This is a genomic window from Streptomyces sp. T028 (assembly GCF_048159505.1).
Classification (GTDB): Bacteria; Actinomycetota; Actinomycetes; order Streptomycetales; family Streptomycetaceae; genus Streptomyces.
Genome location: NZ_JBLRVZ010000040.1, coordinates 45,731 through 65,073, shown reverse-complemented (window position 1 = coordinate 65,073; position 19,343 = coordinate 45,731). Strand labels below are relative to the sequence as shown.

The following is a 19,343-nucleotide window of genomic DNA, read 5'->3' as shown; positions in this document are numbered from 1 at the left end:
CGGCGGCGAAGACGCCGTCGCCGGCCGGTTGTCCGATCAGCCGACGAGGAGCTCCGCGTCGGTGCGCTCGGCGACGGGTTCGATGTCGGAGGGCATGTCCGTGTCCGCCTCGGCCGGCGTGAGTTCGCCGCGCAGGAACCCGGCCACGGCCTCCACCGAGGGCCGCTCCCACAGCAGCGTGGCCGGCAGGGCGAGCCGGAACCGCTTCTCCAGGCGGCGCCGTACGACCACGGTCATCACCGAGTCGAGGCCCAACTCCGTGAGCGGTGCCCGCACGTTGAGATCCGCAGGGCTGGTCTTCATGACGTCGGCGACACTCTGGCGGACGGCGTCGATCAGGTAGCCGTGCAGCTCGTCGGGGGACAGGGACTCCCACTCGGCGTTCCCGGCGTCCGCGGACGCGGCGCCCTCGGGGTCGTCGACCGTCAACTCGCTGAGCAGCCGCGGCCGTACGGCACCCGGCGTCGGCGGCAGCGTGCGCAGGACGGCGTAGTAGGCGCTGTCGTGCCGGTCGGCCAGCTCCCAGCAGCGGAAGGCCTCCGCCACGGCGATGTCGGCAGTGCCGCGTGCCTCCAGCTCGGCGTCGATCACCTCGGAGGAGGTCGACATGCCGAGCCCTCGCCACGACGTCCAGCCGAAGCTGACCGTGGCGTGGTCACCGGCGGCCCGCCGGTGTTCGGCCAGAGCGTCGAGGAAGGCGTTGCCGGAGGCGTAACTGGCCTGTCCGGGCAGTCCCAGGAGCAGACCGCAGGACGAGAACAGGGTGAAGAAGTCGACGCTGCCGGGCGGGAAGATCTCGTGCAGGACCAGGGCGCCGTCCACCTTCGGCCGCATCACCGTGCGCAGCGAGTCCTCGGTCAGATCCGCGAGCATGCGGTTGTCGAGGACACCCGCGGCATGCACCACGCCCCTGATCGGCGGGAGTTGCAGTTCGGACGGGGACAGCAGCCTGGCCGCCTGGTCGCGGTCGGTGATGTCCAGGGCGAGGGCCCGTACGGTCACGCCGAGTGCTTCGAGGGACCGCACGGCCTCGATCTGCCGCTGAACGCGCGGGTCCTCGACCGTGTCCCAGCTTTCGCGGGGAGGCAGCCCGGAGCGTCCGGCGAGCACCAGACGCCGGGCACCCCGGCCGGCCATCCAGTGGGCGATCTCCAAGCCGAGTGCGCCGAGACCACCGGTGATCAGATAGGTGCCGTCGGCCCGGAACTCCGTCGCCGCCGAGGTCGCGTCCCTCTCGATCCGGGCGAGCCGGCTGACGGTCCACTGCCCGTCGCGTACGACGATGACGTCCTCGCCCCTGACCGAGCCGAGCACGGACAGCAGCCCGTCGGCGTCCGGCGACGCACCGTCCGCCGCGAGGTCGACGATTCCGCCCCACAGGTCGGGGTGCTCACCGCCGATCACACGGCCGAGCCCCCAGAGGCTGCCGTGACCGAGGCTTGTGCCGTCGGCGCTCTCGCGCACCCCCTGAGAGACGCACCACAACTTCGGCCGGGCCGCGAGCCGCGCGGCGGCGAGCCACTGCGCGGTGCCGGCCAGCAGCCAGGTCGCGCGGAAGGCTGCGTCGGTCACGGTCTCCGTCGCGGCGGTGACCGCGGGCACCACCAGCACTGCCGTGGACGCCCCGAGCCGCTCCCGCACGGTTTCCAGTTCTTGAGGCATCGTCAGGCTCACGCAGGGGGTGCCCGCGGTGGTCAGTTGCCCGGCAAGGGCGGCCTTCACCGTGGTGTCGTCGCCGACCAGCACGACGAGGCCGGGACGGTCGGCCGAGGAGGCGTCGAGTTCGAGGGGCCGCCACACCATCTCGTGGACGAGGCGACGGGGGCTGGCCGCCGCCCCGGGATCGCCGTCCAGCACGCCGTAGCGCAGTCCGCGCAGGGCGGCGACGACGCGTCCCGTCTCCTCCGCGATCTCGACGTGCACGGTGTCCGTGGCCGCCGTCCCCTCGGCCACCCGCACGCTGATCAGCACGCGGGCGGGCGAGTCGCCGCGCAGGGCGACCTCCCGGATGTGCGCGGGCATCCGCAGCGTGGGCGGGCCGTCAAAGGCGACGGAGGCGATGGAGAGGGCGGCGTCGAGGACGGAGGCCCAGGAGGTGGGCCGCTCCTCGCGGTCGCCGTCGGCACGGACGCGGGCCAGCAACTCGCCCGGGCCGCACAGGAGTTCCTCGACGGCCCACGGGAAGCCCATCGCAGCGACACCGATCGAGGCGAGCCGGTCGATGGGGAAGTCCGGGGAGAGGGACTCCGTGCAGCGGCTCAGGACGTCCATGAGCGGGAGCATGCGGTCGTCCGCGACCGTCACGCCATGCGACACCGACGCCGTGGTGTGGGTCAGCCAGGCCTGGCCGTCCTCGTCGTCCGCTCCCTGGTCGAGCAGCCGCGACGCCAGGCGCACGGTGCCGTCCTGCAGGGTGACCTGAAGCTCCCTCGCGGTGGTCACGGAGACGGGCACGCGAAGCGACACGTCGCTGAGCGCGGGCCGCTCGCCGGAGCCGGTGGCCGCGGTGAAGAAGGTGTTCAGCAGGACGGTGGCGGGGATGATCTCGACGCCCTGGACGGGGTGGTCGCCGGGGTAGGGGCGGCAGGTCTCGTCGAGGTAGGTCTGCCAGACCTGCAGCGGCGTCGTCCCGGTCACCACCGTGCGCGTGCCGAGCAGGGCGTGGCTGTCCACGTCGTGGCCGCCGCCACCGGCCAGTTTGGGCCCGGACTCGGCCCAGTAGGGGCGGTGCTGCCAGGCCGGCGGGGGCAGTTCCGCGAGGGCGGACGCGGGCCACATCGCGGCCCAGTCGATCTCGCCGCCGTGGCAGTGCAGGGCGCCCAGGTTGGTCAGCAGCGTCTCGCGCTCCGGCTTGCCGCGGCGCAGGGTGTGGGCGACCAGGGCGTCGGTGACGCCGAGGCTGTCGAGGGTCTCGTCGATCGAGTGCGCCACGACAGGGTGCGCGGAGACCTCGACGAACCGGCGGTAGCCGTCCTCGACCGCGGCCGTGACGGCTTCGGCGAAGCGGACCGGGTTGCGCAGGTTGGCCGCCCAGTAGCCGCCGTACCGGACGGGGTTCGCGCGAGGGGCGTCGAGAGCCGTCGTGTAAACGGGAAGCACGGCGGGGCGGATGTTCAGGTCGTGGTCCGCGGCCGCGAGTTCGTCGAGGAGCGGATCCATGTGGCTGCTGTGGAAGGCCACATCGGAGTCCACACGCCGTACGACGAGCCCCTCGTCCTTCCACTGGGCGCTCACGGACTCCACCGCGGCCGCGTCACCGGCCACCACGGTGGAGGACGGCGAGGCGGAGATGGCCGCGACGACGTCGGTCCGGTCGGCCAGCCGCCGGGCCGCCTCCTCGAACGGCAGGTTCACCATCGCCATGCCGCCCAGGCCCGCGACCCGGCGCAGCAGGATCGACCGGCGGCAGATCAGCCGCGCACCGTCCTGGAGGCTCAGTACGCCGGCCGTCACGGCCGCCGCGATCTCGCCCACCGAGTGCCCGATCACCGCGTCCGGCAGGACGCCCTGGGCACGCCACACGGCGGCCAGGCCGACCTGCATGGCGAAGATCATCGGCTGGATTCGGGAGACGTCTCCCAACTCGCCGTCGCTGATGACCTGGCGCGGGGAAAACCCGATCTCCGCCATGAAGACGGGAGCGATCTCGTCGATGACGGCGGCGAACTCCGGGTCGGTGGCCAGGAGTTCACGCCCCATGCCGGCCCACTGGGCGCCGTGCCCGGAGAACACCCACACGAGCCCCGCACCGGCGGCGGCCTCGGATGCGCTGCGCCCGGACGCGACGCCCGGTACGGACTCCTCGGCGGCCAGGGCCCGCAGCCGGGAGACCAGCTCGGCGCGGTCGCCCGCGACGACCGTCGCACGATGGGCGAGGTGGGACCTGCGCCGGGCGAGGGTGTGCCCGAGCGCTGCCGCCGAAGGCGCGGTGCCTTCGGTCTCCAGCGCGTCCGCGAGCCTCCCCGCGTAATCCCGGACCGCGGCCTCGGACGCGCCGGACAGCGGGTACACCCGGGCGGCGGGCTGCGCGTCGTGGCCGTCCTCCGCCGGTTCGGCGCCCTGGGGCGCCTGCTCGAGGATGATGTGGCTGATGGTCCCGCCGTACCCGTAGCCGGACACACCGGCCCGGCGCGGACCGTCGGTCCGCGGCCAGGGCGTCGGTTCGGCGACGACGCTGAGGCCGGAATCGGCCCAGGGAATGGCGGGGTTGGGCCGCTCGAAGTTGGCGGTCGGCGGTATCCGGGCGTGCTGCAGGGCGAGTACGGCCTTGATGACACCGGCCACGCCCGCACCGGCTTCGAGGTGGCCGATGCTGGGCTTGACCGAACCGATGAGACACGGGCGGTTGGCCGGACGGTCCGCGCCGAACACGGCAGCCATGGCGCCCGCCTCGATCGGGTCGCCCATGCGGGTGCCGGTGCCGTGGGCCTCCACGAAGTCGACGGAGGCGGGGGAGATCCGCGCGTGCTCGTAGGTGCGCCGCAGCAGGTGCGTCTGTGCCTCCTGGCTGGGCGCCATGATGCCGTTGGTCTTGCCGTCCTGGTGGATGCCGCTGCCCCGGACCACCGCGAGGACGCGGTCACCGTCGCGCTGGGCGTCGCTGAGCCGCTTGAGGACGATCACGCCGGCGCCCTCGCCGCGGCCGTACCCGTTGGCGGAGGCGTCGAAGGACTTCGAGCGGCCGTCCGGCGAGGTCGCGCCGGCGGCGTCCAGGACCATCGTCAGCCCCGGCCCCGCCATGATCATCACGCCGCCGGCCAGGGCGAGCGGCACCTCGCCCAGGCGCAGGGACTGGCAGGCCTGGTGGATGGCGACCAGGGACGAGGAGCACGCGGTGTCCACCGCGACGCTGGAGCCGCGCAGGTCGAGCGTGTACGAGATCCTGTTCGCAACCGCGCAGAAGGCGCCGCCGATGCCCGTCCACGCCTCGATGCGCGGCAGGTCCTCAAGGAGACGCCGTCCGTAGTCGTCCGAGCCGACACCGATGAAGACACCGGTGTCGCCGCCGGCGAGCGAGCGCGGCGGAACACCCGCGTGCTCCAGGGCCTCCCAGGCAACCTCGAGCACGATCCGCTGCTGCGGGTCCATCAGCTCCGCCTCGCGCGGGGTGATGCCGAAGAACTCCGCGTCGAATCCTTCGATGTCGGACAAGAACCCGCCGAAGCGTGTGGTGTGCCTGAGCAGCGCCGCGTTCTCCGCGCTGGAGGAGGCGTACGGCTCCCAACGCTCGGACGGGATTTCACCGATGGCGTCCTTGCCCGCCATCAGAAAGTTCCAGAACCGCTCGGGAGAGTCGATGTCGCCGGCGAACCGGCATCCCATTCCGATCACCGCGATCGGTTCGATCGCCGTCGCTTCTCGCCCCGCATCCGGAGTCTGACTGACCACTGGAGAATGCCCCCTCGTCACTGCCTGGGGCCGTTCTCTCAACCACGTGGGGAAAGAAGGGCCCTCGTCGGGCGTACGAGAAGATCCTGGACAACGCGACATGCCGCCCGCCTGCGGCATACATGGGGGCCGACGTCGGAGGGGGTGGACGTCTGGAGCCCAAAGCTTGGTGCGGCTAAACGTTAGCCGACCAATTGTTGCGCGGCAAGGGATCCCGGGGAATCCAAGTGGGGTGTGTGGAGGCGAACTTGTAGCCTCTGCAAGAAGATCGAGGTCGACGGCAGGGGGCGCCGGGTGAATCGCGCATTTGACGACGGATCAGTGAACCAGTTGCTGGCAAGCATCGCCCGCTCCCACCGCAACCTCGCGGGCGCCCTGCTGCGTCAGGTGGGCCTCTACCCCGGGCAGGAACTGCTGCTGATGCGCCTGTGGAACCGCGACCATCAGCCGCAGGGCGATTTGGTGACGGCGCTTCGGCTGGAGGCGTCGACGGTGACGAAGATGCTCAAGCGACTGGAGGCCCAGGGCTTCGTCACGCGGCACCGCCCGCCCGACAACCAGCGGATCGTGATCGTCTCCCTCAGCGACAAGGGCCGCGAACTGCAAGGCGAAGTGGAGGAGCTCTGGCGGGAGCTGGAGCAAGCCGCTGTCGGCAGCATGACCCCGTCCGAGCTCGGCCGGACACTCGACGTCCTCCGGCGCCTGGAGGCCGGCCTCGCCGAAGCCCAGGCGTCCCGCGAGCCCCGGCCCTCCCCGTCCGAAACGGAGTAGGGCCGGGGCCTGGGGTCAGAGCCGGGCCAGCGGGCGCGCTACGACGATGTCGAGCCGCCCGGACAGCAGGGCAGTGTGGATCCGCGTCCCCCAACTCTCACCGCGATGCGAGTCCGGCGCGGCGAGCGCCCATCCGTCGGGCGCGTCCAGGAGGACGATCTTGCGCGAGCTCTCGCGCACCAGGTCCGCGTAGGCGAGGGCCCGCCCCCACCCCCGCTCGGTCAACTCCTCTCTCGGCAGCCGCAGATGTACGCCGATGGCACCTGCCCGCGTTTGCTCCGAGCACCACTGGACGAAGTCCTCACCCTCGGAGCTCCATGCGGGTACCGGAGGACAGTCGACGCCGACCACCACTGACATACCGTCCTGCGGCGCCGCAGTCGTCAGCACCCGCTCGATCATCCGGATCCCCACCGCACGCGCGAAGGCCTCGCCGCCCGCGTCCTGCGCCCGCAACAGGGCCATGGGTTCCGCACCGTTCCATCGGACCCGCTCGATCGCTGCCCGCCAGGCGTCCTGACTGCCGTCGGGTCCGCCTGCGGACCAGTCCACGATGACGAGTCCACCGCCGGCCTGGGCGCTCGACTCGACAGCGTCCGGCGGCGTCACCGTGGCGATGCGGTTCGCCAGAATGGTGCCGTCCACTGTGAGCGGCAGGGAGACGGCCGAGCGAGCAGGCCCGGGCTCTGGCGGGGCGTCGGGTGCCGACCGGCGTGCGAACCAGGACTCGACCTCGTCGATGCGCGACGCGTGACGACGCTTCAGACCCGCGTACGAAATGGCTCCGGTCCTGGTGAGGAAGTGGAAGCCGAACTGCTCCGGCTCCATGTGCAGACGCCGGGCGAACGTGCCCCACCAGTGCATGCTGGGCGCGGCCCAGTTCTGGGTGCGCTGCACCTCCGGCCGCCGCTTGGCCTCGTACGCGCGGAACGCGTCGGCCGTCGTGCCCTCAGTGTCCAGGGCCTCGGCGAGGGCGATCGCGTCCTCCATGGCCATCTTGGTGCCCGAGCCGACCGAGAAGTGGGCGGTGTGGGCTGTGTCCCCGAGCAGCACCATGTTCCGGTGTGACCAGCTGTCGTTGCGCACCACCTGGAACGAGGCCCACTTGCTGTTGTTGACCAGCAGGGGATGGCCGTCGAGATGCTCCTTGAAGATTTCTTCGAGCAGTTCCTTGGAGTGGATGTCGCTCACACCCGGGGCCTGCGCCTCGTCCGTGGAGACGTCCATGCCGGCCGCTCGCCAGGTGGCGGTGTCCGTCTCGACGATGAAGGTGCTGGTTCCCGGCTCGTACGGGTAGGCGTGCGCGGCGAACGGGCCGAAGCGCGTCTGAACGAAGGGGAAGGTCACCCGGTCGAAGCGCGCAGGGGTCCCGAACCAGATGTACTTGGGCCCCGACGCGTCGACGGTCGTGCCGAAGAACTCCGCATACGCCCTCCTGGTTGCGGAGTTGGCGCCGTCCGCGACTGCCACCACATCGGCGTCGTGGAACGAGTCCGCTAGCGGTATCTCGTGGTGGAAGTGCAGCTGGGCGCCGACCTCGGTGGCCTGTTCCTGGAGGATGCGCAGGAGCGTTCTGCGGGAGATCGCCGTGAACCCGTAGCCGCCGTACCGAAGGGAGCGGCCCTGGTGCCGCAGTTCCATGTCGGTCCACTGCGCGCTCGCCTCGCGCAGGCGCCGGCAGGTTTTCGGGTCGGCCTGCTCGAAGGCGGCCATCGTGCGGTCGGAGAAGACTACTCCGAAGCCGAACGTCGCGTCCGCGGCGTTGCGTTCGTAGACGGTGACCGAGGCCTGAGGGGCACGCAGTTTGATGAGGCGGGCGAGGAAGAGGCCGGCGGGTCCGCCGCCGATCACGGCGAAGGTCTGAGGTCGCATGGTGGTGGCTCTCCTGGGAGCAGAAAAGAGGGCGGACGAGGGGAAGCCCCGGCGAGCAGCGCACCGCTCTGCTCGCCGGGGCTCGTGACTGAGGGCCGTAGGGCGTCACGCCACGGGGGCGGGTTCCTTGGCGGCCTCCTCGTCCTCCGCCACGTTCAGCTCCTCGTAGAAGGGGCAGCCCCAGTAGGGCTCGAACGGGGCGAAGGTGTCCCACTTCGACTGGGCGCGAAGGTGCCCGAGCAGGACGTTGCGCGGGTTCCAGAAGTCACCGCTGACCAGCCGCGCGACCCACTTGTTGCTGCCGAGCTGGTCGCCGGAGATGTCGAAGCCCGCGTCCGTCAGGAAGCCGCGCAGGCTGTAACCGGCCTCGTAGTAGGCGTAGATGAGGCGTCCGTAGACGTCGTAGCCGGTCTTGTAGAAGTTGGAGTAGGCGAGCTGAAGCTCGTCGGCGCGCTCCGGCTCGGACAGGATGGCGTCCACCGCCTCGGCGGCCTTCAGGCCGGTGCACATGGCGAGGAAGACACCGCCGGAGAAGATCGGGTCGAAGAAGGTCGCGGAGTCGCCGACCATGAACCACCCGTCGCCGGTGATCGTGTCGGAGTAGTAGCAGTAGTCGGTCTCCACCTTCAGCTCGCCGATGGGCTCCGTGCCCGTGAGGCGCTGGGTGATCCGGGAGATACGGGACACGTGGTCCCGGAAGACGGCCTCGCGGTCGGCCACGCCGTGCAGCAGGTCGCGCGGCATGACCGCGCCGACGCTGATGGTGTCCGACCAGATCGGTATCGCCCACACCCAGCCGTCGGCGTGGCCGCCGATCTGCAGGTCGCCCTCGACACCGGGGTTGTACTGCTCGTCCAGGCCCTTGAAGTGCTGGTACGCCGCCACCATGCGCAGGCTGTCGATGCTGCGGCGCAGCCCGAAGGTGTGCGCCACCTTGCTGGCCCGGCCGCCGGCGTCGATGACGTACGGCGCGTGGGCGGTGTAGCTCTTGCCGCCGTACTCGTAGCGCACGCCCACGACGCGGTCGCCGTCCCGCAGCAGCTCGTGGACCGTTGCCTCCTGCAGCACTGTGGCGCCGTTCTCCTGCGCCACGTCGGCCATCGTCTTGTCGAAGTGGGCCCGCTCGACCTGGAACGTGACGTGGTGGCGGCCGGGCCCCTGACCGGCGAACGGGATGCGCCCGAACCGTCCCTTGCGGCCGCCGCTGAACTCCGCCCCGTGCTTGAGCACGTACCCCTGCTCCAGGACGCGCTCGTACGCGCCGAGTTCTTCGAGAATTGCGGATATCGGCGGCAGCAGCGACTCACCGATATGAAATCGAGGGAGGGAACGCCGCTCAAGAACGAGCACGGACCGCCCCGACTGGGCAAGCTTGGTCGCCGCCGTGGTGCCCGCCGGGCCGGCACCGATGACGATGACATCCACCTGCTCGAGCGGGGTCTGGGCAGAATTCACTTACGGTCTCCTTCGAAAGGCGTGAACCGGGAATACGTGAACTGGGAAAGTGCGGACGATTCGTCAGGCTGCGAAGCAGTCGAGCAGCATTCCGCCGCGCTGCGGGAGGTGCTCAAGGGTCGGATCGCCGTTGAGGATCGCTCCGTGCAGACGGCTCAGCTGGTGCGACGGATCGATACCCAGGTTGGTGACGAGAGTGCTCCGGAGCCCGGCGAACACTTCAAGGGCCTGGGATCGTCGGCCGGCCCGATAAAGGGCGACCATCAATTGTGCGTGCAGGTTTTCGTGGAAGGGGTGCTCGGCCGTGAGGTCCGTGAGATCGCCCAGTATGTCCAGGTGCCGGCCCTGGCGCAGTTCGGCCTCCATGAGCTGCTCGACAGCGGTCACCCGGGCGTTGTTCAGCCTGGTCACGTGCGCTTGCAGCAGCGGACCGGTGCTGACGTCGACCAGGGCGGGCCCACGCCACATGTCCAGAGCCGACCGCAGCACCAGCGAGGCGCGCGCGTAGTCGCCCGTGGCGATTTCGCGGCGGCCCCGGGCCGCGAGATCCTCGAATCGGTGGTATTCCAGGACGGCCGGATCGACGGTGAGCTGATATCCCCCGTGGAAGGTTTGGAGGAGATCCTTCGGATCGAGTGAAGCGCCGCTCAGCTCAAGGTCTTTGGCGAGCTGTTGGCGGAGGCGGACAATATAGGTCTGTAGTGTTATCTTTGCGCTCTGCGGCGGGGTTTCGTACCAGAGTTCCTGCACCAGGTCGCGCAGCAGGACGACCTGATTGCTGCGTACGGAGAACAGGGCGAGCATTTGCCTGATCTTGGGTGCCCTGGGAGCCGCCTCGTTTCCATTGATCTGAAATTTGAACGGACCAAGGGTGCCTATTTCCATCTGCCCTCCGCACACAGTTTTGCGCCGCTTGGCATTGCGTGACTTCAGGTGTGGAACTTAGGCGGCGATTTGCGTCGTACACAAGGTGTGCGGCACTAAGGTGTGAGCGCTCGGTATCGGAGGGCGTACCTCAAGTGATCCCCGTGGATGCCTCGACCGCCACCGACCGGTACGAAGGCCGGTATCGATCAGGCCTGTCGCGGGGTCAAGCGGCTCGTTCGAGCTCCTGGAAGGCCTCGCGGGCCGTGGCGAGGAACGCCGGCACGCTGGGCCGCAGCTCCGCCCGGCGCAGCCAGGTCATCGTGATCTGGGTCTGCGAGGCGCTGCCCGTCAGGGGTACTGCGGCCACTTCGCCGCGGGCGGCGGGTCCGGCCACCGCGATCTCGGGCAGCAGCGCGCAGCCCATGCCCGCGGAGGCGCACTGGCACAGGGCGGCCATGCTCGCGACCTGGGCGTCGATGACGGGCGCGTCCGGACCCAGCGTGTGGATCAGCGTGTCGAGCATTTCCCGGAATCCGCACCCCTGCGGGGTGGCGAGGAACGACTCGCCGCGCAGGTCCTGGCCGACGACCCGGGCGTAGGACGCGAGTCGGTGGTCGATGGGCGCGACTACCATCAGCCGGTCAGTGGTGAGGGGCTCGCTCGCCAGGAGCTTGTCCTGGGGTGCCTGGCCGAAGGTGAGCGCGACGTCGATCTCGCCGCGCCGGACCCACTCGTAGAGCTGGCCGCGACCCCCCTCGCGCAGCGTCACCTGGACGCGCGGGTAGAGCCGGCGGTAGCGGGCGAGGATGGCGGGCAGCCGGTGCGCGCACAGGGTCTCCAGGCCGCCGATGGTCAACTGGCCGCCGGGCTCCCGGGCTTCGTCCTCCACGGCGGTGCGCGCCTCCTGGACGAGCAGGAGCATCTGGTCGGCGTACTCGACCAGCCGTTCACCGGCCGGAGTCAGCGACAGCTTGCGGTTGGTGCGGTCGAAGAGCTTGGCGGCGAGCTCGTTCTCCAGGGCCTGGATCTGCTCGGTAACGCTGGACTGGGCGTAGTTGAGCTCTGCCGCGGCCCGCGTGAAGTTGAGTGTGCGCGCCACGGTTCGGAACGTCCGTAGGTGACGCAGTTCCACAGCTCCCGCCCTTCTGATCGGCTCTGCCGATGGTCGTCATCGGAAGTGCCCGCTTCTGCAACCGGGTTCGCACTGCAAGGATTTCAGGTATCGCCCCCTGCCCACAACCGGTCCCGGCGATATCTCATGCTGCCGTTATGCGGCTTCTGCTCAAGAACACCCCCGTACCTCCTTGGGAGGACAGCCATGTCCAGCCAGTCCGCCAGCCCCCCGAACGTCTCCCGTCCGTCTCCCGGCGCCCCGCCCGGCACATCCGCCACCGCATCGAAGGGGCTCCTGCTGCTGGGGCTGTCGCTCGGTTACTTCATGGTGATGCTGGACACCACTGTCGTCACGGTGGCGCTCCCCGCCATCGGCGAGGATCTCTCGGGCTCGCTCGCCGGACTACAGTGGGTCTCCAACGGATACACGCTCACCTTCGCGGCCCTGCTGCTCACCGCCGGTGCGCTCTCCGACCGCTACGGCGGCCGGAAGGTCTTCCTGACCGGCCTGTGGCTGTTCGCCGTATTCTCCGGCCTCTCGGCGGTGGCCACCTCCATGGGCGCGCTGATCGCCCTGCGGGCCCTGCTCGGTATCGCGGGCGCTCTGCTCCTGCCCACGTCACTGGCGATCATCGCGCACGCCTACACCGATCCGGCGGCCCGTGCGCGGGCCATGGGCGGCTGGGCCGCGATCAGCGGCACTGCGCTGGCCGCGGGTCCGCTGGTCGGGGGTGTCCTCACCGACACGCTCGGGTGGCAGTCCATCTTCCTGCTCAACATCCCGGTCGGGCTCGTCAGTATCGCCATCACGATGAAGTACGCCCCGGTCAGCGCCCCCAAGCCCGCCAAGGGACTCGACTTGCCGGGCCAGATCAGTGCCGTTCTGGCCCTCGCCGGCCTGACGTACGCGCTCATCGAGAGCCAGCCCAAGGGCTGGGGCTCTCCCGAAGTGCTCGGCGGATTCGCGGTGTTCGCGGTGGCCGGGGTTCTGTTCGTGCTTGCCGAGCGCCGCAAGAAGACCGCGACCCACGCCCCGATGCTGCCGCTGGAGATGTTCCGCAACCGGACGCTGTCCGCCGGCCTGTTCGCCGGACTCCTGGTCAACTTCGGGCTCTCGGGAGTCCTGTTCGTCCTGTCGCTCTTCTTCCAGGAGGCGCTCGGCTACTCGGCCTTCACCGCGGGCCTGGCCTTCTTGCCGCTCACCCTGCCGACGGCCTTCAACCCGATCTTCACCGGCCGTCTCGTGGCCAGGATCGGCGCCCGCAAGCCCGCCATCGCAGGCTTTCTGATGATGGGCGTCGGCGTCCTGATCCAGTCCGCCTCCACAGCGGACTCCACCGTCTCGCTCGTCGCGATGTGCGTCGGCCTGCTGGTGCTGGGATTCGGTGTCTCCTTCTCCATTCCGCCGCTGATGACGGCGATCGTGGGGTCGGTGGCCAAGGAGCAGGCGGGTATCGCCTCGGGCGCGCTGAACTCCGCGCGCCAGACCGGTGCCGTCCTGGGCGTGGCCGTCCTGGGCGCGGTGATGGGCGGTGCGTCGTCGGCCAACGACGGCACCCGGGTCGCGCTCGTGGTGGCCGGCCTCGTCCTGCTCGCCGGAGCGGGTGTGGTGGCCGCGTACATCGGCCGCCCCGCAAAAAACAGCGCCTGACGGGGCGGGCCGCCGGAAGAAGCCGACCGACTATGAGAAGAAGCCGGCCGGCCGACGCGCGGAGATCAGGGATGCGGCTCGGGCCTTGTTCACCGCGTCGATCCGTGAAACGGCGCCCAACTTACTGAAGATGTTGCGCAGATGCCGCTTCACGGTCGGTTCCGACAGGCCAAGTGAAGCGGCGATCTGCGCATTGCTCATCGCGCAGGCCGTCAGATCGAGCACCTCACGTTCCCGGTCGGTGAGCCGGACGTCGTTGCTCTGCCTCCCGGACAGCAGCAGCGCCTCGGGCGGTACGGCGAGGAACACGCGTCGGCTACTCTCGCGGCAGGCGCGCACGGTGGCGATCAGTTCGTGGCCGGACGCGGTGCGCGAGAGGAACCCGCGCACTCCCGCACTGAGGAGTTCCTGCACGAGCCCGAAGTTGGCATGGGCGCCCAGTATCACGATGGCCGCCTGGGGGGCTGCCTGTCTCAGGTGGTGCACTGTCATCGTCGCACCGTCGGCATCGCGGATGCCGAGGAGGATGACATCCGGGTCACGTGCGCCGGCCAGAGCGAGTGCCTCGCTCATGGCTTCGGTGTCGCCCACCACCGCGATCTCCTGGGCATCGGACAGGAGACTGCACAGTCCCTCTCGGAACAGGGCTTCCTCGTCGATCAGGAGAACTTTGCTGACCTGGGGCCCTAAGACCGGTGACGCCGCTGCTGAAGCGCTCTTCACGCTTGTTCGACTCTGGCCTACGTGAACGTTGTCCATACTCTCCTCGGATCCTCCGGGCAGAACGAAGAGGCGGGCCGGCATGGCCCAGCCCCGAGTTGGGACCGGATATACGGACATCGATGCGCGGAGCGGGAGACAGCACTGTCTGTCCCGCTGCGGGAGTCATGGCATGGGTGTGGATGCTGCCTCAACGCGTGGAGACGTCGGGCGTACGGTGACTCATTCGAAATGTCGGACTCGCGTCATTGGCTTACCGGCCTGCATAGCGCCCCCCCCGATTCGCGCGGTCAAGTCCTTTAAGAGTCAACCCCCCAACCGTTGTGACGGTATCAGCCGCATGTGTGATGCAGGTAATCCGAAAGCAAAGGATCCACGGTGAGTGATTGTTAGGCGGCTGGCCCTCTGTCGTCACGTCTTATGGCTTGATCTGTACTTGCAGCACGCACCCCGGACGTGCCAGGCGAACGCGGGTCGATGACGCATGCAACTTCCATGTGATCCGCAGTGGCGACCCGCCATCCTCGGGTATCGCATCTGTATCCGTTGGGGTTAGGGGGATTCGTGCAGCACGCCATCCACTTGGCGGCGGCCGCCGACAAGAATCTCGAACTGGTATTGAAAGTCCTGCCGGCCATCGTCGTGATCCTGGCGGCCTCGGCAGTCTGCGGCCGGCTCGCGGTCATGGCGAAGCAGCCCCGCGTACTGGGAGAAATGATCGCGGGCGTACTGCTCGGTCCGACATTCTTCGGCGCGCTGTTTCCCGACGTGCAAAAAGCCGTGTTGCCCGTGGAGACGAAGCCGATTCTTTATGTGCTGAGCACCATTGGGCTGACCTTCTTCATGTTCCTCGTCGGGGCGGGACTGGACCACGGGTCGGCCGACGGGGCGAAGCAGGGCAGGCAGGCCGCGGTCCTGGCGATCTCGGGTGTGGTGCCGTCGTTGCTACTCGGGGCCGGGGCGGGGTACCTGCTCCACGGCCGCCTGTCCCGCGACGACGTGAGCCCTGTCGAATTCGCCTTCTTCGTCGGCGGAGCCTTGTCGATCACCGCCTTCCCCATGCTGGCCCGAATCCTCTACGAGCGCCGGATGCAGAATACGACGCTGGGGCGCATGACATTGCTCGGCGCCTCGATCGACGACGCGGCAGCGTGGTGCTTCCTCGCCGTACTGTCCGCGGTGCACGCCGATGAAGGCGCACTGCACGCGGTCCGCACCATCACGCTCTCGGTCGTATTCGCCCTCGTCATGTTGCTGATCGTAGCCAAGTGGCTGCGCCCGCTAGGGGCTTCCGTGGAACGCACAGGGCGCCTCGGTTTCGACCAGATGTACCTGGTGGTCGGCATCGTCGTGCTGTGCGGTTACATCACCGACTACATCGGGATCTACTCGGTCTTCGGCGGATTCATCGCAGGCCTTGCCATGCCGCGAAACCCCGCGTTCCGCGAGGCATTGCACAGCCGCATGATGGATTTCGTGTGTGTGCTGCTCCTGCCCGTCTTCTTCGCCTTCTCTGGCCTGAACACCCAGTTGAACGGGCTCGCGGGATGGGGCATGGTACTTCCCTTCCTGCTGATCCTGGCGGCTGGTTTCGCTGGAAAGTACTTCGGTTGCGCCTTTGCGATGAAGGCTTCAGGATTCTCCTGGCGTGAGTCTTATGCCGTCGGCGGACTGATGAACGCCCGCGGCCTGATGATCCTCATCTTCATCAACATCGGTCTGGCGCAGGGGATGATCACGCAGGACGTCTTCTCTCTCCTGGTGCTGGTGGCCGTGATCACCACCGCCGCCGCGCTGCCGTTGTACAAGCTGGCGCTGCCCGAGCGCATGGAAAAGCAGTTGGAGACCGGGCAGGAGATACAGGCTCAACTGCCCGAATTCGCCCGCATGACCTGATCGGAACCACTCTCGACTCCCATCTCCCAGCCCGAGGAGCCCACCACCCATGAGTGAAACCGTCATCCGCGCCGACGACGGCACCGTTTCCATGATCAACGTCTTCGAGGTCGAGTCCGAGCGCCAGCAGGAGCTGGCCGAACTGCTCAGCGAGGGCGCCGAGAAGCACATCCGGCACCGGCCGGGATGCATCTCGGTGAACATCCTCCTCAGTAATGACGGCAAGCGGCTCATCTACTTCGCCCAGTGGCGCAGCAAGGCCGACATCAAGGCGACCATGTCGGACCCCGACTGCCAGGTCTACCGCGACAAGGCAGCCGAACTGGCCAAACCGGACGCCCACGCGTACTCGGTGTTCGCGGTTCACCATCCGGAGAGCTGACAGTCGATGAACGCTGAAGACGGCCCGCCAGAATGGGCCTGACGTAGTACGCACCGGCCCGGCCACCTCTCCCGGATGACCGGGCCGGTCCGCCGCCATGCCTACGACCGGCTCGACCCAGCCGAACGGTGAGAGCACACCGACGGCGTTCGAGAAGGCTTGCGGCGTTGGCCGCCTCCGCACCAGCGCAGGAGGGGCCTTGTGTACTCGCTACAAGTGGACACGCAGAATGCGAGCTGGTGCAATCAGGAGGGCGGCCCGCTGCTGCTAGAGCCCACGCAGTGTCAGTGGCAGCTGCCTCTGGTGGACAGCCGGTGGACAGACGCCTTCGGATGGTGCAACACCAGTCGTCACGGATCGACATGCGACACGTGCTCTGATCAGGAGAAACGTCACTCTGCAGCACGAGCAGGCACCACGCAACATGATCGCTCATGGTCTCGTAATGCGTAGGTCTCGGGTTCGAATCCCGAAGGCGGCTCCATGGTGAACCCCAAGTCGGGCCTTTGACCTGGGGTTTCTTGTTTTGGTTGACCTTGGAATTCGGGTACATCGGACACTTGTGGTCTGCGCATCGCAATGCGTAGGTCGAGGGTTCGCTCTCGGTTGCCAGTTAGCCGTGAAAGGGCTCTGACCAGCGAATTTGATGTACTGAGCGCTTCGGGTGCCCATGCGGGCGAATGTGCCGGTGGACGGCCGGTGGACAAGCGTGCGTGACGGTCAGCCAGAACCGCCTCGCCGACCCTGGGGGAGCCGCGGGTTTCCGGTGCCTTGGGAATGGTGGTCGGGGGCGTAGGGCGGCTTGTGCTTTTCCGACAGGCTGAGGGGAAAGCCGGGCTACCGAGGTGCGATGTTCATCGGTGAGGTTTTGCCGCAGTGACGCCCGCAGATGGGACTCACATCCGTGGGAGGATCGGCAGGTGGGCTGGAGTGTGGCGGAGGTGGCAGCGTTGGTGGCGGACGAGGCGATGGCGCAGCGCCTGCTGGGTTGGCTGGTGCCCGACGGTGATCAGCTCGTCGCGATCTCGGTGGCTGAGGTCGAGCGGTTCTGCTGGTACGAGCTGCCTCGCAAGTGGCACGCGGACTCCTCTGAGCGGCGGCGGGCTGTCGCCGTTTTGGCCGATCTGCTGGCCGGAGTGGGCCGTGTTCGGGCCGCCGCGGTGTGTGCGAGCGCGACCACCGCCGAGGTGCTGGCGGCTTGGCAGCGCTCCGAGGAGGCGGGTCTCGCGGCCTACCGCAAGGCCGCGGCCGCTTCGCCCACGACTCCGCCGGACGTTCCCGAGCTGAGCTGGGGGCAGGTCATGGGTGTCCGGGAAGCGCTGGCCCGTGCCAACCTCGAAGGTCGGCTGGAGCAGGCTCTGGACGAGGGCGAGCTCGACCCGGACGCGCGTACGTTCCCGGCCGCGCGCCGACGGCTCGTCCAGCACTGGCTCACCACCGCGCAGCCCGTGTTCGAGGACCGCGCCCCGCTGGAGGCCGTGCGGCGTGAACGGCGCGAGTTGTGGGCCGCGGCGCCCCCGGCCGAGCGCCGCGCTCTGCTCGCCGCCGTCCTGCCTGCTCTGGAGGAGTCGGATGCGGCCCCCGTGGACACGGCTGAGCCGTTGCGGTGGCTGCTGGAGCAGATCGGTGACGGCGTCACCCTGACCCAGGCCGGCTACCTGCCGCGGGAACTGGTGGCAACCGCGTTCGCCCGCTACCCGCACTGGTACCCGATCGGCAAGGGGCCGCGCTCGGAGGCGGACCTGTTCCAGCTGGCCGACCTGCACGAACTCGCCCGCACCCACCGGCTGGTGACCAAGCGCGACCGTACGCTCAAGCTCTCGGCCGCCGGGCGCGCCCAGCTGACGGACCACCGGCTGCGTCAGCACACGGCCGCGCTGGCCTGGCTCGGCACCACCGCGGCGGAGCGGCAGGTGGCCGAGTCCGCCCTGGGCGTGCTGTGGGCCGAGCCCCGGCTCCGCGAGTACCTGCGCGATGCCGTCCATCCGGTGCTTGCCGCGGGCTTCACCCACGGCGACGGCAGCGCGCTGGAGGTGAAGGACACCGAGCGGCTGCTGTGGAGGTTCTGGCATACCGGTCGCGAACTCGGCTACCTCGACGAACGGGACCAGTCCGTCGACGCCCCGATCTCCCTGTCCGCCACCGGCCGCCCGGCTGCCCTCGCGGCGCTCCGCGTCCTGGCCGAGGGGCCGCGCGACCGCGTCTGAACGCGGCTCAGCGGGCTGTCAGGTCGGCGTCGGTGAGGCGCCGCATCAGTGAGGGCTTGCCGCGGTGCTGTTCGCGCAGCTCGTCAAGGCGCCGGGCGAACTCCTCGGGAGTGCCCGCCCGGTCGTGGACCTCGCGGAGATCTTTCAGGAGCGTGACGGCGGTGTCGTAGGGGCCAGGCTGCTTCTGCCTGATCAGGTGGGCGATGTCCTGCCAGGCTTGCCGGGTGTTCTCGGCCAGGCGGTCCAAGTGGCTCTCGCGAGCCCGCTGTTCGGCTCGGCGGGCCTGGGCGCGGGCCTGTTCCTGTTGCCGGGTGTGCTCTGTGCGCACCTCGTAGGCAGCGTCGAGGAGTTCCGCGGCTGATCGGCGCCGGGGGGCGGTGGACGGTTCGGCTGTCCTGCGGGACGCGGTGCGGTGGCGGGCCAGCAGGGCGGGGCCCGGTTGTGGGGCGGTGCCCAGGGCGGCGTCCAGCAGCAGGGTGTCCTTCTCGGGTGATGGCAGGGCGCGGATCCAGGCGGCGAGTGCGTCCTTGTCGATGGCCTGGGAAGGGGCGGCACCGCTGGCGCGGCCGGCCGTGGTGAGCAGGTGCGCGTCGACGTGCAGGAAGTCCGCCAAGGCGCTTTGCGGGCCGGTGAGTTGGGCAAGGCCGGCGGGTACGGGCGGCTCGATGGCATGGGTGTACTCGTCCTCGTCGACGTCCTCCTCCAGCTCCCAGCGGGTGAGTGCGGAGAGCCAGGCCAGATAGAGGGGGCGCAGGTCGCCTGCGGCGAGTTCGGTGCGCAGGGTGGTGAAGGAGGCGAGGGTGAAGGAGGTCTGACCTGCCTCCCGCGAGCTGTCCGGTGTTGCGCCGGGCGGGGCGGATCACACGACCGCCCCGGACCCGAGTCCGGGCCGCGCTGACCGCCGCCTGCCATGAACACACCCGCGTGCGCCTCGAGTACCGCTCCGGCACAGGCGAGGAGACCGTCCGCGAGGTCGAGCCGCACCGCGTGGTCGGCACCCGCCGCCGGTACCTCGTGGCCC

At 69.3% G+C, this 19,343-nt stretch carries 12 protein-coding genes and 1 pseudogene; 6 read left to right on the top strand and 7 right to left on the bottom strand.

Translation table 11 applies throughout. The features are described 5' to 3' along the window. Positions 1 to 36 precede the first annotated feature (36 nt). Positions 37 to 5,388, bottom strand: a complete 5,352-nt coding sequence (locus ACLZN2_RS34840) for a type I polyketide synthase (protein WP_416983450.1) — start codon at positions 5,386 to 5,388, stop codon at positions 37 to 39. Positions 5,389 to 5,709: 321 nt separating this feature from the next. On the opposite strand from ACLZN2_RS34840, the gene ACLZN2_RS34835 reads away from it, so the two are divergent. Further along, on the top strand, positions 5,710 to 6,159 hold the full coding sequence (locus ACLZN2_RS34835; protein ID WP_416983448.1) for a MarR family winged helix-turn-helix transcriptional regulator: 450 nt from the start codon (positions 5,710 to 5,712) through the stop codon (positions 6,157 to 6,159). Positions 6,160 to 6,174: 15 nt separating this feature from the next. On the opposite strand, the gene ACLZN2_RS34830 is transcribed toward ACLZN2_RS34835, so the two are convergent. The 4 genes from ACLZN2_RS34830 to ACLZN2_RS34815 all read right to left on the bottom strand — a co-directional run bounded on the left by ACLZN2_RS34830 (position 6,175) and on the right by ACLZN2_RS34815 (position 11,485). Beyond that, positions 6,175 to 8,031 (bottom strand): FAD-dependent monooxygenase, encoded by a 1,857-nt coding sequence (locus ACLZN2_RS34830; RefSeq protein WP_416983447.1) that lies wholly within the window; start codon positions 8,029 to 8,031, stop codon positions 6,175 to 6,177. Between the two features lie 105 nt (positions 8,032 to 8,136). After that, complete coding sequence (locus tag ACLZN2_RS34825; protein WP_416983446.1) at positions 8,137 to 9,486, bottom strand: NAD(P)/FAD-dependent oxidoreductase; 1,350 nt, start codon at positions 9,484 to 9,486, stop codon at positions 8,137 to 8,139. A gap of 63 nt (positions 9,487 to 9,549) precedes the next feature. Then, positions 9,550 to 10,290: an AfsR/SARP family transcriptional regulator gene (locus tag ACLZN2_RS34820; protein ID WP_416983445.1), complete on the bottom strand. Its 741-nt coding sequence runs from the start codon at positions 10,288 to 10,290 to the stop codon at positions 9,550 to 9,552. A gap of 286 nt (positions 10,291 to 10,576) precedes the next feature. After that, positions 10,577 to 11,485 (bottom strand): LysR family transcriptional regulator, encoded by a 909-nt coding sequence (locus ACLZN2_RS34815; protein ID WP_416983444.1) that lies wholly within the window; start codon positions 11,483 to 11,485, stop codon positions 10,577 to 10,579. A gap of 186 nt (positions 11,486 to 11,671) precedes the next feature. Here ACLZN2_RS34815 and ACLZN2_RS34810 point away from each other — a divergent pair, with 186 nt between their 5' ends. Then, complete coding sequence (locus ACLZN2_RS34810; RefSeq protein ID WP_416983443.1) at positions 11,672 to 13,117, top strand: MFS transporter; 1,446 nt, start codon at positions 11,672 to 11,674, stop codon at positions 13,115 to 13,117. Positions 13,118 to 13,147: 30 nt separating this feature from the next. Here ACLZN2_RS34810 and ACLZN2_RS34805 read toward each other — a convergent pair whose 3' ends face one another. Beyond that, the gene (locus ACLZN2_RS34805) at positions 13,148 to 13,876 is read right to left on the bottom strand and encodes a LuxR C-terminal-related transcriptional regulator (protein ID WP_416983441.1); all 729 of its coding nucleotides are present in this window, start codon (positions 13,874 to 13,876) and stop codon (positions 13,148 to 13,150) included. Between the two features lie 525 nt (positions 13,877 to 14,401). Between ACLZN2_RS34805 and ACLZN2_RS34800 the strand changes: the two genes are divergently transcribed. The 3 genes from ACLZN2_RS34800 to ACLZN2_RS34790 all read left to right on the top strand — a co-directional run bounded on the left by ACLZN2_RS34800 (position 14,402) and on the right by ACLZN2_RS34790 (position 18,322). Further along, positions 14,402 to 15,733, top strand: coding sequence for a cation:proton antiporter (locus ACLZN2_RS34800; RefSeq protein WP_416983440.1), 1,332 nt, complete (start codon positions 14,402 to 14,404; stop codon positions 15,731 to 15,733). 49 nt (positions 15,734 to 15,782) lie between these two features. Next, positions 15,783 to 16,115, top strand: a complete 333-nt coding sequence (locus ACLZN2_RS34795; RefSeq protein ID WP_416983438.1) for a putative quinol monooxygenase — start codon at positions 15,783 to 15,785, stop codon at positions 16,113 to 16,115. Positions 16,116 to 17,047: 932 nt separating this feature from the next. Further along, complete coding sequence (locus tag ACLZN2_RS34790; protein ID WP_416983436.1) at positions 17,048 to 18,322, top strand: hypothetical protein; 1,275 nt, start codon at positions 17,048 to 17,050, stop codon at positions 18,320 to 18,322. Between the two features lie 7 nt (positions 18,323 to 18,329). Here the strand turns inward: ACLZN2_RS34790 and ACLZN2_RS34785 are convergent, their stop codons facing one another. Next, positions 18,330 to 18,935, bottom strand: coding sequence for a hypothetical protein (locus ACLZN2_RS34785; protein ID WP_416983435.1), 606 nt, complete (start codon positions 18,933 to 18,935; stop codon positions 18,330 to 18,332). Between the two features lie 224 nt (positions 18,936 to 19,159). Here ACLZN2_RS34785 and ACLZN2_RS34780 point away from each other — a divergent pair. Beyond that, a pseudogene (locus tag ACLZN2_RS34780) lies at positions 19,160 to 19,336 on the top strand (WYL domain-containing protein); the annotation flags it as partial. Positions 19,337 to 19,343: the final 7 nt, after the last annotated feature.

What these genes read in the sequence shown, in the direction of transcription:
- ACLZN2_RS34805 (WP_416983441.1), bottom strand. Translation starts at nt 13,876, where the DNA reads ATGGACAACGTTCACGTAGGCCAGAGTCGAACAAGCGTGAAGAGCGCT.
- ACLZN2_RS34830 (WP_416983447.1), bottom strand. Translation starts at nt 8,031, where the DNA reads ATGCGACCTCAGACCTTCGCCGTGATCGGCGGCGGACCCGCCGGCCTC.
- ACLZN2_RS34820 (WP_416983445.1), bottom strand. Translation starts at nt 10,290, where the DNA reads ATGCTCGCCCTGTTCTCCGTACGCAGCAATCAGGTCGTCCTGCTGCGC.
- ACLZN2_RS34810 (WP_416983443.1), top strand. Translation starts at nt 11,672, where the DNA reads ATGTCCAGCCAGTCCGCCAGCCCCCCGAACGTCTCCCGTCCGTCTCCC.
- ACLZN2_RS34795 (WP_416983438.1), top strand. Translation starts at nt 15,783, where the DNA reads ATGAGTGAAACCGTCATCCGCGCCGACGACGGCACCGTTTCCATGATC.